Source organism: Peteryoungia desertarenae, assembly GCF_005860795.2.
Taxonomy (GTDB): Bacteria; Pseudomonadota; Alphaproteobacteria; order Rhizobiales; family Rhizobiaceae; genus Allorhizobium; species Allorhizobium desertarenae.
Map to the genome: position 1 here is coordinate 2,845,007 of NZ_CP058350.1, position 15,046 is coordinate 2,860,052.

The following is a 15,046-nucleotide window of genomic DNA, read 5'->3' on the forward strand; positions in this document are numbered from 1 at the left end:
ATGCGGGGGAGGACGGAAAATCGAAGGCTTAGGCGCGCGCAAGCCGCCCAAATTCCAGATTTTCCAGGAGAGGGGCGCAGTTCCCGTGGCACCATCCTCACCGAGCCCCCCTCTTGCGATTTCAGATGTTTAGGCCGCTTGCGCTGGCCTAACTCATCGAAATCGCTTTTTCCCACGCATGGGGGAGATCGGCGAAACGGTCACCACGCGCACCTTCCCTCTCCCCTTGAGGGAGAGGTTACAAAATCGAAGAGTTAGCCCGATCAGGGCTAAGCTTCTGATTTTGTTGGTGAGGGGGTGGTGAGGCGGGCAGGAATCTCCCCCTCACTGGGAATTTCTAGCACTTAGCCACAGGCTAAGATGCTGAAATTTCATTCTCTCCCTCCAGGGGAGAGAGAAGACCTGCGATCACACTTCCGTGATCGAAACCTCGCCTCTCAAAAAATCCCCTTAACCCTTACGGGTTAACGACGCAGTTTTGCTGCTTTTTGGGGGATGATCATTCCAAATTCCCCAATCTTTCCAATCACCATACCCCATTTTCATCCCCCTCCGTTTTTCCCGTTCTATCCTGTCCCCGTTCCGCCCTCGGATACACCGGACATTGCGAAGTCCGGCGAGGCGGGGCCGGTGCCGGGATGGAGGGCTGTCGCAGGTCCAAGATAACGGCGTCGCAACGGTCTCCCTCCCTTCGCCAGGAAGAAGGGACAACCGGCACGGATGGCCGGTTCTTGATCTTCCTGCCTGATCAGAAGGGGCGTGCCTGGGAGGCACACAAGGAGGCGTCCGGCGCAAATGCCGGATGACAAGACGGCGGGGAGCCTGAAGATCCGACAAGGATCAAAGGGCCTCCCCGGGACTGAGGGTCCGGCCGGGGGTGCACATCCGGCGGGAACCTCCCGGGCCAACCGGCCAGGGTATGGCGCCAATGCCATGACCCGACCCTCAAGCCCGGACGACGGTGGATCGAAAATGATCGTCCCGTCACCGCCGCCTCTGCAGCGAGACACTGCGATGATGAAGACACCGAACAGGGCGCCGGAAGGAGCCACATAAACTACTTAGATAGGTTGCTTCTGGCGCCCTGTCCGAGACGAAAGACAAAGGCCGACATGGCCGCAACCGGAGGGTAAAACCCGACCGGCGGCGAAGCTTTGCCCGATGAAAACAGGATGAAAGGATGACTGATGCCCGCACGCCAGACCCCGACCAGCGACACGCGCCCTCGCCCGCCCAGTCCGCGCCCCGCAGCAAAGACCCGCCCGAAGGCAGATCTCAAGAGCGCTGAGAAGAAGGCGCGCAAGACACGCGCCCAAAGCGATCCCGCGATGGAAAGCGGAATGGAGCTGCTCTTGCGTTCACTCATCCGGCACAACGGTGGCCCGCCCAATTGCGCATCTGCCGATTGCCGGCGCCATCGCCGCTGCATGAAGCCGATGCGACGCGTCACCGGGCGGACTGCGTCGAGCAGCCAGGAAACCTATTCGGTACCGCCCTGCATCGGAACAATGCGTTTCAGCGACATCGCCGCTGTTCATCAGGAGCTAGAAACCCCGCTTCGTAATCTCGCAAACAGCCCGCTCGTCCCTGTCCATGAATGGGAGATCGAGGATGCAGGTGAATTCTCGGCCAATGTGGACGTAATCGTCGACTACCTGTGCGCCATCGTGGACCGCGATGATCCCTTCTGTGGCGGAGACCTCAGGGCCTGGAAAGCACTCAGGCGCAAGGCCCGACTGGTCCTGAAGAAACGGATGGCCGAAGAGGCTTTGCGCAAGGAAGCCGCAATCGCCATCACGGGTGACGAGGTTTGACGAACGGTATCCCGCCAAAGACGGGTCGGGCGGCAAGAGCAGCCTTATTCCGCAGCCTTTGGCAGGTCTTCCCCCTCGGCGGGAACGACTTCGAGCTCGTAGGAATAGCCTTCCAGCATCGCATAGGCGCGTTCGATCGCCGCGATCTGGCCTTCGGCATTCTTGATCGCCTCGCTGATCGAGCCGGAGCGGGCCTTCAGCATCGACCCCAGCACATCGGCCTCAGGGCGACGCCCGATTCGGTCCAGATGCTTGCGCACCCGCGCACGATGGCGCTCCAGTTCGAGAATGTGGAAGCGCGCTTTCAGGATGTCGTCGGTGAGCTTTCGGCGCAGGCCCGCGACCGGATCGAAACTGCCCGGCTCCCGCTCATCGAGAATCATGTCGTTGATCAGGCCTTCCAGCACCATCAGACCCTTGAGGTCCATGGGTTCGGCGAGTTCCGGGTCATAGCCGGTATCGTCGAACACCTTGCGGCGCACCGGGTCCTTCAGGAGTTCGTAGCAGGCGCTGATCTTTGCGAACTGTTCGCTATCACCGCCACCATCGGGATGGGCATTCTTGGCGACCTTGCGATAGGCAGCCTTGATCGCAGCCTCATCCGCCTCACGCTGAACGCCGAGTATGTCATAGGGATCAATCACAGACGCACCCTGTTTTGCCATCGTTCAACCATCCCTACCCCCGACAGCTTCCCTAACGTCTTCCTTTGGCCGCATCAAGGCATCCGTAAGGGTTTCGTCAACCATGATTAACGCATGCGAGACATACAAAATCAAGAAGACCATGGGCATCGGGCTGGCAGGGATGGAGGGCTGTTTGTGTCGCAATGCTCACATTACCCCATTAATTCTTAAGGAATTCAGCCCCTTGCCGCTGCGATTGGCGCGTTTTTTGCCAGTATTAACCCTTGCAAAAGCGAGGAAATCCCCCTACCTCTACCAGTGTTCGGGTACTACTGATCCCGGAGACTGGACTGACTGTATCGACCGCCAGGGGCGGTTCTGGGGGCTTTCTCCCGCCTGTAGACGTCTTTTCCCCGATATCGCGACTTCTCGACGGTCCTTCCCTTTTCATTTCAAGGAAGGGCGAACCGCTTCCACACCCGGCGACCGGGCGTGGAAAAAACCGCAAAACACGGGAAAAGGAACGATCCCATGGCCACCAGAGGCACCGTAAAATTCTTCAACCAGGACAAGGGCTTTGGCTTCATCACGCCGGAAGGCGGCGCCAAGGACGTGTTCGTCCATATCTCCGCTCTGCAGGCTTCCGGCATGCAGACCCTGCAGGATGGCCAGCAGGTCACCTTCGACACCGAGCCGGACCGCATGGGCAAGGGCCCGAAGGCCGTCAACATTCAGGCTGCCTGATCCGACTTTTCGAATGGCGCTCCACCGGGGCGCCATTTTTGCTTTGGGCGCCGTTTTTCGGGCGCGCCCTATTCCGCCGCCGACGCAGTGTCCTGCGCCTGCACCTTCGGCCCGCCGGCAATGTCGACCGCTGCAAAGGCCTCGGCAATCACCGCCGGTTTTGCCCCAGGCTTCACCGCATCCGCCGACAGGATCTGCCGATAGCGCCGCGCCCCCGCATAGCCCTGGAACAACCCGACCATGTGCCGCGTCACGTGATTGAGGCGACCGCCTTCGGCCACCACTCGGCCCGCATAATCCATCATCTGCGCACACAGCGCCTGCCAGTCGAATGCCTTCTCCGGCTCGCCATAAATGACGTGGTCGACATCCGTCAGCAGCACCGCATTGTGATAGCTCGCCCGTCCCAGCATCACCCCGTCCATGACGGCAAGATGATCCTTCGCCTCGCAAAGCGTCGTGATCCCGCCATTGATCCCGATGAAGGTTGCCGGATGCACCCGCTTCATCGCATGCACCAGAGCGTAATCGAGCGGCGGGATTTCGCGGTTCTCACGCGGGCTCAGGCCCTTGAGCCACGCCTTGCGGGCATGGATCCAGATCGCATCCGCACCTGCCGCCACCATGCGGCCGAGAAAATCGGGGAGCACCGCCTCCGGCTCCTGATCGTCAACCCCGATCCGGCACTTGACGGTCACGGGAACGATCGAAACCGCCTTCATCGCCGAAACGCAATCTGCCACAACCTCCGGCGTCTGCATCAGACAGGCCCCGAATGTCCCGGACTGCACCCGGTCCGACGGACAGCCGACATTCAGATTGATCTCGTCATAGCCGTAATCGGCGGCAATCTTCACCGCCTCGACCAGCTTGGCCGGGTCCGACCCGCCAAGCTGCAGCGCCACCGGATGTTCTTCTTCCGAAAAGCCAAGCAGCTTTTCCCGTGGCCCATGAATGATCGCATCCGCCACCACCATCTCGGTGTAAAGCAAAGCCCGTGCCGACAACTTTCGATGGAAAAAACGGCAATGCCGATCCGTCCAGTCGATCATCGGCGCAACGGCGAAAACGGGAGCATTGAAATAATTGACGTTTTCTTTTTTCAAGCTCACCTGCAACACTTTCTTCATCGGCTCGTGCAAACGCGTCTCGCGCTGTTTTCGCAGATCTCGCACCGGATTTGGTTCAGTGGAGCGGATGCCCCGTAGCGGAACCAAGTCGGGAGACGGTTATGGACCAGGACAAGCCTGCGCAAGCAAAAGAATACCAGCGGCGCCTCAGGAGTGCGAGTCCGGGCATCCCTGATGGTGTCGCATATCATGCGACCGGAAATTTTGACAGACGCCCTGCGGCTGCAGTCTTGAACTTAGACTTCAAACGGCAACTCTCCGCGCCAGGCCGGTCGCCACAGCCGGAAATCAGATACCGGCGGCGAGATAGCCGCCATCGACATTGATGTCGGTACCGGACACGAAACGCGATTCGTCCGACGCAAGATAAAGAGCCGCTCCGGCCAGTTCCGCCACATTCCCGAAGCGGGCATAGGGAGTGCGGGCAAGCGCAGCCTGCTTGCGCGCCTCAGGCATACGTTCGCGGTTGAGATCGGTCATGAAGAAACCCGGCGAAATGGAATTGCAGCGCACCCCGTGGGGAGCCCATTCGGCGGCAAGGGATTTGGTGAGGCCGATGATGGCGTGCTTGGACATGGCATAGACCGTCGCCCGGGGCCAACCACGATGGGCCGACAGGGAAGCAATGTTGATGATCGAGCCAGATCCGCGCGCGATCATGTCGCGGCCAAAGGCAATGGAAGCAAAGGTCACGCTCTCGATATTGGTGCGCATCACGACGGCGAACTCCTCGCGGGTGAGATCGAGCGTGGGCTTGATCACCGTGGTGCCCTGGCAATTGACCAGAATATCGGGAGTGCCCGTTTTGCTTGTGACGCTTGCGACCATCTCATCCAGCGCGGTGGGTTCATTGACGTCGGCAGGATGCAGGATCGTCTGCTCAGACAGAACACGGGCCGCTTGATCGAGCTTCTCACGGCTGCGCGCCACGATCGCGAGCCTTGCGCCTTCGCGGTCCATGGCTTCGGCAAGAGCCAGTCCAATGCCGCCGCTGCCACCTATGATGACCGCCGTTTTTCCCTTCAGCCTCATTGCCCGCTCCTCCTCTGAAAACGAATTATGTATACACAAATCATTTTTCCAGAGCCAGTCACCGGATTTCCTATTTTGCGAGAGTGAGGAAGGAAATGCCCTCGGTGCGGAATTCGTCCTGGATGAGATCGACGCGGGCGATCACGCGGTCACTTGAGGATTGCAGATGCCATTTGAGGCTTCGAGACGCGTCTTCGAACCGACCAGCAAGGAGACGATCCAGTATTTCGCGGTGCTCTGGCAGAAAGGGTTCGGAGCGAAAGAGCTTGGGGGTCCAACGGTAAAGAAACTGGTGCGCAACAAGGAGCGACTGATGCTGGATGATGGCCTGCATCAACGTATTCTGGCCACAGAAACCCAGCAACTGCACGTGCAATTGGTGTTCAAGCGCATCAAGAACCTCGCCATCGATCGTCTCGGCCTTGGCAATCGCTGCGTCGAGGTCGGCGCTCATTGTGTCGAGAAGACCATCCGGCAGGTTGGGGATGGCCTTGAGCAAGGCTGCGGGCTCCAGTAGCCAGCGCATTTCGTAAAGCTCGCCAATATGGTCGGGAGTAAGCGCCGGCGCATACCAGCGGGCACCATCGTCCTTGCGCACCAGACCGCGCTGCTGCAGGCGACCGACAACATCACGGGCGACCGTGCGGCTGACGCCGTAGTGACTGGCGAGAGCCACTTCGCTCAGCCGCCAGCTGCCAAAGGAGATGCGCGCAATGATTTCGTTCTCCACCTCCTGATAGATGCGCTCCCAGCTGGCGCTCGAATCAACGGAGACGGCCGGCTCGGGAAGACCGGTATCGCGGGCGGACGCAAGCAGTTGCGCATTGGCCACCACCAGATAACCGCGCCCCGAAGACTTACAAAGGAGACCTTCGGCCTCAAGCGCGGCCAGGGCGTGTCGTGCCGGCGCCCGTGAAATCCCGAACTCCGAGGCTAACTGCGACTCCTGCAGCAGCGCGCCATCAGCCAGAGCCCCCTGCGCGATCCTTGCCGCTACGATGTCCCTGATCTGCGTGTGAAGGCGCGGCACCGGGCCGAGCGGATTTGCAGCTGAGCTGGCCATGGTTTCGATGACGCCTTACCCCCTTGGTGCGATCAGCATAGCAATCACATTGTCGAAGGACAACATCTCCACCCCTTGCATCGCAGGTCAAATAATGTCTATTGTGCACATAAGACATTAAGGAGACGTAACGTGGTAGGGCGACTGACCGGCAAAAGGGCACTGGTCACAGGTGCCGGACAAGGGATAGGCAGAGCGGTGGCGCTGGCCATGGCGGCAGAAGACGCGCAGGTTATCGCGACCAGCCGGTCGCCGGACAAGCTTGCCGACCTCGATCGGGCAGACGCGATATCCGTATCGGCCATGGACGTGACCGACGACACGGCGATCAAGAAGACCTTCGCCGAAGTCGGGCCGGTGGACATTCTCGTCAACTGTGCCGGCTGGGTGCACAGCGGTACGATTCTGGACTGTGACGATGCTGATTGGGCGCGCAGCCTGGATCAGAATGTCACCGCCTGCTTTCGGACGATGCGGGCCGCCCTACCAGGAATGCTTGCCCGCGGATCTGGCTCGATCGTCAATATTGCCTCAGTCGCGTCCTCGATCACCGGAGTGGCGAACCGCGCGGCCTATGGCGCATCCAAGGCGGCGCTGATCGGGCTGAGCAAGGCGGTGGCCCGCGACTTCATCGGCCAGGGCATCCGTTGCAACGTTCTTGCGCCTGGCACAACTGAATCGCCGTCGCTGAACGAACGCATCAACGCCACGCCGGATCCGGCAGCGACTCGGGCTGCCTTTATCGCGCGCCAGCCCATGGGTCGGCTGGGCACGCTCGAGGAAATGGCCGCTGCCTGCGTCTATCTCGCGAGCGATGAGAGTACATTCACGACAGGGACGGTGCTTGTCGTTGATGGGGGGCAGACACTGTGAGCGGCTTAAGTGAACGCAGCGCAAAGCGCGCAGGGATTGTCCAACTCGACCGCTTCATTCGTACGGTGCTCGACGCAGTCGGCGTCGACGCAGCTAGCCGTGACGCGGCCACTCGCGCCATGCTGCACGGATCCCGCCTGGGCGTCGACAGTCACGGGGTCCGTCTGCTTGACCACTATGTCTCGGTGTTCGAGGGTGGACGGGTCAACAAGGCGCCCCGCCCCACTTTCCGACGTACCTTTGCCGGCGTTGGCCGTCTCGACGCCGACAACGGCCATGGTGCACTCGGCGCCTATCTCGGCATGCAGCATGCAATCGCGCTTGCCGAAGAGGCGGGAATAGGCGCTGTTTCGGTTTGCAATTCCTCACATTTCGGGCCGGCAGGAGCATTTGCGCTGGAAGCGGCTGAGAAGGGCTATATCGGCATCACATTCTGCAACTCCGACAGTTTCGTACGGCTGCACGGGGGTGCCGAAAGATTTCACGGCACCAATCCGATTGCCATGGCGGTGCCGATAAGCCAGCAGGATCCATGGCTTTTCGACATGGCAACCAGCGCCATTCCCTACAACCGGGTGAAGCTCTATCAGAGCCTCGGCAAGCCCCTGCCCGAGGCCACCGCATCAGACGGTTACGGGCGCGACACGTCAGACGCGTCACTGGTTGAAATGCTGGCGCCGCTGGGCGGCGAGTTCGGTTTCAAGGGTGCGGGCCTGGCCGGCATGGTAGAGATTTTCTCGGCCGTGCTTTCCGGCATGAAACTCAGCCATGAAATCCTGCCGATGGGCGGAACAGACAAGCACACGCCCCGACAAATGGGAGCTTTTACCCTTGCCATCCGGCCCGATGCAGTTGTGGACCGGAAAATCTTCGATGAGGGCATGCGGCGCTATGTCGAGGCGCTCAGAAACTCGGCGGTGCGCGAAGGTGCAGAAGTCATGGCGCCAGGCGACCGTGAATGGACGGTGGCCCGGGAGCGGGACGTCGCAGGCGTGCCGATAGATCCGGATACGCAGGCGGCCTTTGAGCGTTTGGCGCAGAGGCATGCCGTAGAGTTACCCTGGAACGCGTGAGCACCAGGGCGAATGCAGGACGGTGAGCTGAGGAGAGCCGCCGCAGATCAACCCAGTATTCCACACAAGGGAGGAACAGCATGAGAAAGACCATACAGCTTGCCGCAATGCTCGTGGCAGCCACGACCCTTACCGGAATTGCAAGCGCGCATGCCCAGGAAAACCACACGCTGCGTTTCAACCACGTGCTCGGCCCGTCCGAGCCCTTCCACCAGGGCTTCCTCGCATGGGCCGAAGCCGTCAAGGAAAGAACCAATGGCGGGCTGACCATCGAGGTCTTCCCCTCAGCCCAGCTTGGCGTCGAAGAAGACATCATCGAGCAGATCCGCCAGGGCGCCAATATCGGGCAGAACACCGATGCCGCCCGCCTCGGCAATTACGTCAAGGAACTGGCCGTGGTGAACGGGCCCTATTTCGTCGATAGCAACGAGGAGGCCTTTGCCCTTGCTACCGCGCCCTCCATGGTCGAATGGCAGCAGAAACTGGCGGATGAACACGGCATCAAGGTGGTCTGCTTCGACTGGGTTCAGGGCGACCGGCACTTCTTCACCAACAAGGCGATCCGCTCACCCGAGGACTTGGCGGGCCTGCGTATCCGCACCCCACCTGCCCCGATCTGGCAGGAATCCATCCGCGCACTGGGCGCAGCACCGACCGCCATGGCCTTCGGCGACGTCTATCCGGGCCTGCAGCAGATGGCGATCGATGGTGCCGAACTCGTTTACCCCAACATAACGGCCGGCAACCTCTTCGAGGTGCTCGACTATGCCAATGAGACGGCACATATCAAGCTGATCAACTTCCAGGTGGTGAGCAACGAGTGGTTCAACAAGCTGCCCGCCGACTATCAAACCGCTCTGGTCGAAGAGTGCCGTACGGCCGGACAGAATACGTCGGCCACCATGGCCGAGGCCGCCAAGACAGCAAAGCAGACCCTGGTCGACAAAGGCATGACCATTGTCGATGACATCGACCTTGCCCCGTTCAAGCAAGCGGGCATGGCAGCCTATGACGCCTTGGGCCTCAGCGAGGCGCGCGCCAAGATCTACAGCGAAATCGGCAAGAAGTAATCCGGCCCATTTCACCGGCGAGGACGCGGACTCATGCAAAAGCTCTACCAAGGCTTCATCAGGCTAGAAGCCATCCTCGCCGGAGCTTTCCTGCTTGTCATGGTGGCGATGATCTTTACCGGAGGCGTGGCACGGCTCAGTCGCATGCCACTCAACTGGACCATAGACATCGCCACCTGCGCCTTCGCCTGGGCCGCATTCCTGTGCGCAGACATCGCCTGGCGCAAGGATCTCTTCATGTCGATCGACGCTCTGGTGACCCGCTTCTCGCCATCCTTCCAGCGCCTGATGATGCTGATAAACTATCTGCTGATCGCGGCCTTCCTCGTCTATCTGATCTATTCGGGCTTCCAACTGACCTGGACCAGCAGGGCGCGCAGCTTCCAGGGGATCCCCGGCGTCAGCTACAGCTGGGTCACGGCCAGCTTGCCAGTGGGTGCGACCCTGATGCTCATCACCACGATCATCAAGATGCGACGCGACCTCGGACCCAATGCAGCCAGTACCAAGGGGGCCAGACCATGATCCTCGTGGCCATAGCCTTTCTCGTGCTGCTGGCGATGGGCATGCCCGTGGCATTCGCCATCGGTATTTCGGGGGCCATCTTTTTCGTTCAGCACCCCGAACTGCCCTTTACCATTCCCGTACAGGTGACCGTCAGCCAGACGCAGAATTTTGCGCTGCTGGCCGTGCCACTCTTCATTCTCGCGGGCAATTTCATGAACCGCTCGGGCATTACCGAGCAGCTCCTCAATCTCGCCCTCGTGATGACAGGACGCCTCAAAGGCGGTCTGGCGCAGGTTTCGATTGCACTATCCGCCCTGATGGGCGGCGTCTCTGGCTCGGCCATCGCTGACGCCGCCATGCAATCACGCATGCTGGGCGAACCCATGATCAAGCGTGGCTTTTCGCCCGGCTTTACCGCCGGCGTGCTTTCCTTCGGAGCGATCCTGACCCCGATCATCCCGCCCGGCATCGGCATGATTCTGTACGGCTCCATCGGTCAGGTTTCGATCGGACGCATGTTTGCCGCCGGCATCGTTCCAGCACTGATGTTGTGGCTTGCGCTGACGGTGGCCGTCTGGATTACCGCCAATGCCCGCAACTATCAGCCGGAGCGGAAAAGCCGCGTCACGCTGAAAGAACTGGGCACGGCGCTCCGCGGCGGCATCTGGGCGCTGCTCTTCCCGGTCATCCTCTTGTTCGGGTTGCGCGCGGGCATTTTCACCCCGTCCGAAATCGGCGCCTTCGCCGTGCTCTATGCCATATTTGTCGGGGTCATCATTTACCGCCAGCTCAAGGTGAAAAGCTTTGCCGAAGCGATGGAAGGCAGTCTTGGCGACGTTGGCTCGGTGATGTTCCTGATCGCGCTTTCAGCCATCTTTTCCTATGGCATCGTGCTTGAACGCGTACCCGAGGCGATTGCCGGCGCAATCCTGGGGCTGACGGACAATCTCTCGCTGATCATGGTGCTGATCGCCATTTCGGTGCTGATTGCAGGGCTCGTCATCGACGCCACCGTGCTGATCATCATGCTCACCCCCATCTTTCTGCCGCTGATCCGCAGCTTGGACGGAGATCCAGTCCATTTCGGCATTGTTTTCATCATCGCCGCCACCATTGGCAATTTTACCCCGCCGGTCGGTGCTGCGATGTATACGGTCTGCTCGATCCTGAAAGTGCGCATCGGCGACTACACCCGCGAGTCGATCCCCTTCATGATCGCCGTGAGTTTGGTGGCCATCATCCTGGTCTTCGTACCCGCAGCAGCATTGTGGCTACCCAAACTGCTGTTCGGCTGACCCGTGGATGGGGCGCATGCAAATGGTGAGCGAGAGAGACGCGATCGGGCTGGCGTAGACCAGCCCGGGCGCCAGCCGCTGAAGATCAGGGCTGGTCTGCGCCAATCGCATCGAGAGCGGCGCGCGCAACCTCTTCGTCCTGCTCGCCCGAGCCGGAGCCGATGCCGATACCGCCGACGAGGACACCATTCATCCGGATTGGCAGACCGCCCTTCAAGCCCGTGACGGCGCCCTGGGTTGCACCAGAGAGAAGGAGCCGTGCCTGTTCGGGAATGGAGGCTGTCGCGCCATTGATCGAGGCTGCCGTCCGCGCCTTGGCAAGCGCGCTCTTCAGTGACAGGAAGCGAGCTCCGCGCATGCGAAACGACCCAAGCACCACGCCGCTCTGGTCAACAATGACGATGCATTGCGGCTGCCCCATGTCACCCGCCTTGGCAATCGCCGCATTCAACATGGCCATCACACCACGATCCGTCATCTGCGCAGATTCTTCAAAGAATTCGCTCATGCTATCCGCTCTCCCTGTTCACGAAACGCGACCACCAGACCGGTGCTGCCAACGGCTTTCAAATGGCCGGGTGACGCGCTGCCGCTTCATGCCACACACGATGGAAAGAAGCGACAGACAATTGCGTGTGCAAGCCGGCAGGGACCATCACCCGCCGCTGCCAGCGGGGCTTGTTTCGCGGGCGGCGAACCATTGCCGGATGATGATCGGCATCGCAAGGGCCACGCCGATCACCGTGACAAGCATTTCCGGAACGACCAGCAGGATGGCCGATATCACCAGGACAAAACGTTCGATCCGCCAGAGCGTGGTGAAAAGCCAGCCGGAAATGGCAGCCGACAGCAACCAGATGCCCGCAAGCAGACCAGCGACGGCAAGACCAAAAGCCTGCCAGGTGAAATCCTGTGTCACGATCAGCACCGAGGGCGAAAAGACGAAGACGAAGGGCACCAGCACCTTGCCCATGGACAGGCGGAAGGCCGTATTGCCGGCCTTAAAAGCATTCGCCCCGGCAATGCCCGAAGCCGCATAGGCTGCAAGCGCGACCGGCGGCGTGATATCGGCGAGCACTCCGTAATAGAAGACGAAGAAATGCGCGACGATCGGCTCGACGCCGAGAAGGCCGAGGATCGGTGCTGCAACCGCGACCATGATGATGTAATTGGCGGTGGTCGGAATGCCGGCACCCATCAGGATGCAGACGACGGCGGTGAGGATCAGCGTGAAGAGCAGCGTCATGGTCGGAACCGTCATCACTTCAAACGGCAGGACCGCGAGCGTGGCATGCAGATCCGTTGCCCAGCCCTGTGCCAGCCCCGTCACCATATAGGCGAGCTTGAAGCCGACACCGGTCAGCGTCACGATGCCGATCACCACCCCGACAAGGGCTGCGGCCACAGTCACGGAAAGCGACTGCTTCGCGCCCATGACGAAGCCTTCCCAGAGCCCGAGCAGCGCCACGCGGAAGCCATCGGCCAGACCATGGCGGGTGACCGACTGGATGACGAGAACCACGATACAGGCAACGATTGCCCAGAAGGCCGCAGCGAAGGGCGTCCGGCCCGACAGCAGAACGACGATCAGAAGGATCAGCGGCAACAGGCTCAACCAGCCTTCACGCAGAACCTTCATCACATTCGGCAGTTCCGCCGCACTAAGGCCGCGCAGGCCAAGGCGGCGTGCTTCGAGATGAACCTGAACAAGCACGCCGTAGAAATGCATGAAGGCCGGAACAAGCGCCGCCGTCAGGATCATCGTCAGCGGAATGCCGAGATATTCGATCATGAGAAAGGCAACGGCACCCATGACAGGTGGCGTGATCTGGCCACCGGTGGAGGCAGCTGCCTCCACGGCGGCTGCGAAGTGGCGGGGATACCCGATCCGCACCATGGCGGGAATGGTGAGCGCACCGGTCGTGACCGTATTGGCGATCGACGAGCCGGAAATCGAACCAAGCAAGGCTGACGACAGAACCGAGACCTTGGCAGGTCCACCGGAATAACGACCGGCAGCGGCGGAGGCGAGGTCAATGAACAGCTGCCCCAGGCCGATCTTCGTCGCCATCACGCCAAACAGCACGAAATGGAAGACATAGGTGGCAATGACGCCAAGCGCGGTGCCGTAAATCCCCTGCGATGTCAGATAGAGGTGATTGACGATATTCGTCCAGCTTGCGCCCGGGTGGACAAGCACGCCCGGCATGGAACGGCCGAAATAGGCATAGGCCATGAACAGGATGGCAATCACCGGGAGCGGCCAGCCCATCGAACGCCGCACAGCCTCAAGCAATGCGACAATCAGGACAGTACCCATGACGATGTCGATGGTCAGCGGATTGCCGACACGAAAGGCGAGTTGGTCATAGACCCAGGGCACATAAAAGGCCGCAGCCGCACCGGAAAGCGCGAAAAGCCAGTCAATGAGCGGCAAACCCAGCGGCGCATGCCAGCTTGGCGTCGTGATCCGACCGCTCAACGCCGAAAAGGACAGAAAGACCAGGAAGAGAGTGACGCCCAAATGGGCACCGGCATGGGTCGTTGCGCGGGGAATGCCGAAACCGGCCGTGTAGAAATGATAGGCCGAGAGCAGGAAAAGAATGGCACCGACCGCATAGGAGAGCTTTGGCGAGACCGTCCGGAAACGTGTCTCCGGATCAAAGCGTTGCTCGATGGCCTGCAGCTCTTCCGCCGAAAGCTGCGGTGTCTCGTTTGATGTCTCATGCTTCTGCATGCCGATATTCCCTGTCATTCGTAAACGAAAAATGGCGGGGCAGACTGGCCGCCCCGCCTTCCTGAGATCCGACGGGTCGGATTACTTCAGCAGACCAGCTTCGCGGTAGAAGCGCTCAGCGCCCGGATGGAGCGGGATGCCGACGCCCGATAGCGCGGTTTCCGGACGAATGACCTTGCCCTTGGCATGGCCGCTATCGAGCAGCTTGCGGGTATTTTCGTTCCACAGAGCCTTGGTGATGCCATAGATCAGGTCTTCGGGCTGATCCGCCGAGGTGATCCACTGTGCACCAACGGCGAGCGTCGAGACATCGGAGGCAACACCTTCATAGGTGCCGGCAGGAACGCGGTCTTCCGCGAAGAAGGGATACTTCTCGCGAATAGCCGCAGCGCCCTCACCTTCGATCGGAACAAGGGTGATCGGCATCTGGCTGGCCAGTTCGGCAATAGCACCGGCCGGGAAACCGCCAACGAAGAAGAAGGCATCCATCTGGCCGTCACGCATACGGTCGGCGGCCTGGTTTGGCTTCAGAAACTCGGCCTGGACATCCGATTCCGACAGGCCATAGCCTTCCAGAATGATGCGTGCGTCAACCAGGGTACCGGAGCCCGGCTCGTCGAGCGACACCTTCTTGCCCTTCAGATCGGCCACCGACGTGATTCCGGCATCGGCACGGGCAACGAGGTGGATCGATTCCGGATAGAGGTTGGCAATGGCGCGCAGCTTCTCAACCGGTGGCTTGCCTTCCCAGATCCCGGTGCCGGAATGGGCCCAATTGGCAACATCCGACTGAGCAAAACCCGACTCGAGCGTACCACCTGCAATCGCATTGACATTGGCAACCGAGCCATTCGACGACACGGCAGACGCAATCAGGCCAGGTACGCCGCAGCTTCCGCCCTCTTCGCAGGAGCGCGAGCCGGGAGGATTGGAGATGGCATTGGCCAGAAGGCCGCCGATCGGATAGTAGGTCCCGGCAGTGCCCCCTGTTCCAATGCGGAAGAAGTTGAGGTCCTGGGCGCTCGCAGCACCGCCCACCATGAATGCGAGCATTGTCGCAATTGTCAGCTTTCTGAACATTG

14 protein-coding genes are annotated in these 15,046 nt (G+C 60.6%); 7 read left to right on the forward strand and 7 right to left on the reverse strand.

From position 1 onward, the window contains the following. The first annotated feature begins 1,187 nt into the window (after window positions 1-1,187). Entirely contained in the window at window positions 1,188-1,814 is a 627-nt protein-coding gene (locus FE840_RS13895; protein WP_138286093.1) for a hypothetical protein, read from the forward strand. A 44-nt stretch (window positions 1,815-1,858) separates the two neighbouring features. On the opposite strand, the gene FE840_RS13900 is transcribed toward FE840_RS13895, so the two are convergent. After that, the gene (locus FE840_RS13900; protein ID WP_171033656.1) at window positions 1,859-2,479 is read right to left on the reverse strand and encodes a J domain-containing protein; all 621 of its coding nucleotides are present in this window, start codon (window positions 2,477-2,479) and stop codon (window positions 1,859-1,861) included. A 492-nt stretch (window positions 2,480-2,971) separates the two neighbouring features. On the opposite strand from FE840_RS13900, the gene FE840_RS13905 reads away from it, so the two are divergent. Then, entirely contained in the window at window positions 2,972-3,184 is a 213-nt protein-coding gene (locus FE840_RS13905) for a cold-shock protein (RefSeq protein WP_138286094.1), read from the forward strand. A gap of 68 nt (window positions 3,185-3,252) precedes the next feature. On the opposite strand, the gene dusA is transcribed toward FE840_RS13905, so the two are convergent. The 3 genes from dusA to FE840_RS13920 all read right to left on the reverse strand — a co-directional run bounded on the left by dusA (window position 3,253) and on the right by FE840_RS13920 (window position 6,409). Beyond that, complete coding sequence (gene dusA / locus FE840_RS13910) at window positions 3,253-4,314, reverse strand: tRNA dihydrouridine(20/20a) synthase DusA (RefSeq protein ID WP_138286095.1); 1,062 nt, start codon at window positions 4,312-4,314, stop codon at window positions 3,253-3,255. Between the two features lie 288 nt (window positions 4,315-4,602). Next, window positions 4,603-5,346 (reverse strand): SDR family NAD(P)-dependent oxidoreductase, encoded by a 744-nt coding sequence (locus tag FE840_RS13915; RefSeq protein WP_138286096.1) that lies wholly within the window; start codon window positions 5,344-5,346, stop codon window positions 4,603-4,605. A 70-nt stretch (window positions 5,347-5,416) separates the two neighbouring features. Then, window positions 5,417-6,409, reverse strand: coding sequence for a GntR family transcriptional regulator (locus FE840_RS13920; protein ID WP_138286097.1), 993 nt, complete (start codon window positions 6,407-6,409; stop codon window positions 5,417-5,419). Window positions 6,410-6,541: 132 nt separating this feature from the next. Here FE840_RS13920 and FE840_RS13925 point away from each other — a divergent pair, with 132 nt between their 5' ends. From FE840_RS13925 to FE840_RS13945, 5 genes are all read left to right on the forward strand, one after another. Then, window positions 6,542-7,282, forward strand: a complete 741-nt coding sequence (locus FE840_RS13925) for an SDR family oxidoreductase (protein WP_138286098.1) — start codon at window positions 6,542-6,544, stop codon at window positions 7,280-7,282. After that, complete coding sequence (locus FE840_RS13930) at window positions 7,279-8,355, forward strand: Ldh family oxidoreductase (RefSeq protein ID WP_138286099.1); 1,077 nt, start codon at window positions 7,279-7,281, stop codon at window positions 8,353-8,355. Before FE840_RS13925 ends, FE840_RS13930 begins: the two co-directional genes overlap by 4 nt. Window positions 8,356-8,435: 80 nt before the next feature. Continuing rightward, window positions 8,436-9,425, forward strand: coding sequence for a C4-dicarboxylate TRAP transporter substrate-binding protein (locus FE840_RS13935; RefSeq protein ID WP_138286100.1), 990 nt, complete (start codon window positions 8,436-8,438; stop codon window positions 9,423-9,425). Between the two features lie 33 nt (window positions 9,426-9,458). Next, a complete protein-coding gene (locus FE840_RS13940) occupies window positions 9,459-9,950 on the forward strand; it encodes a TRAP transporter small permease (protein ID WP_138286101.1) in 492 nt (163 codons plus the stop codon). Continuing rightward, complete coding sequence (locus FE840_RS13945; RefSeq protein ID WP_138286102.1) at window positions 9,947-11,227, forward strand: TRAP transporter large permease; 1,281 nt, start codon at window positions 9,947-9,949, stop codon at window positions 11,225-11,227. Before FE840_RS13940 ends, FE840_RS13945 begins: the two co-directional genes overlap by 4 nt. 85 nt (window positions 11,228-11,312) lie before the next feature. Here FE840_RS13945 and FE840_RS13950 read toward each other — a convergent pair whose 3' ends face one another. From FE840_RS13950 to FE840_RS13960, 3 genes are all read right to left on the reverse strand, one after another. Then, entirely contained in the window at window positions 11,313-11,735 is a 423-nt protein-coding gene (locus tag FE840_RS13950) for a GlcG/HbpS family heme-binding protein (protein ID WP_138286103.1), read from the reverse strand. 147 nt (window positions 11,736-11,882) lie between these two features. Then, window positions 11,883-13,964, reverse strand: a complete 2,082-nt coding sequence (locus FE840_RS13955) for a TRAP transporter permease (RefSeq protein ID WP_138286104.1) — start codon at window positions 13,962-13,964, stop codon at window positions 11,883-11,885. 81 nt (window positions 13,965-14,045) lie between these two features. Beyond that, window positions 14,046-15,044 carry a TAXI family TRAP transporter solute-binding subunit gene (locus tag FE840_RS13960; RefSeq protein ID WP_138286105.1) on the reverse strand — a complete coding sequence of 333 codons (999 nt, stop codon included), beginning with the start codon at window positions 15,042-15,044 and terminating at the stop codon, window positions 14,046-14,048. Window positions 15,045-15,046: the final 2 nt, after the last annotated feature.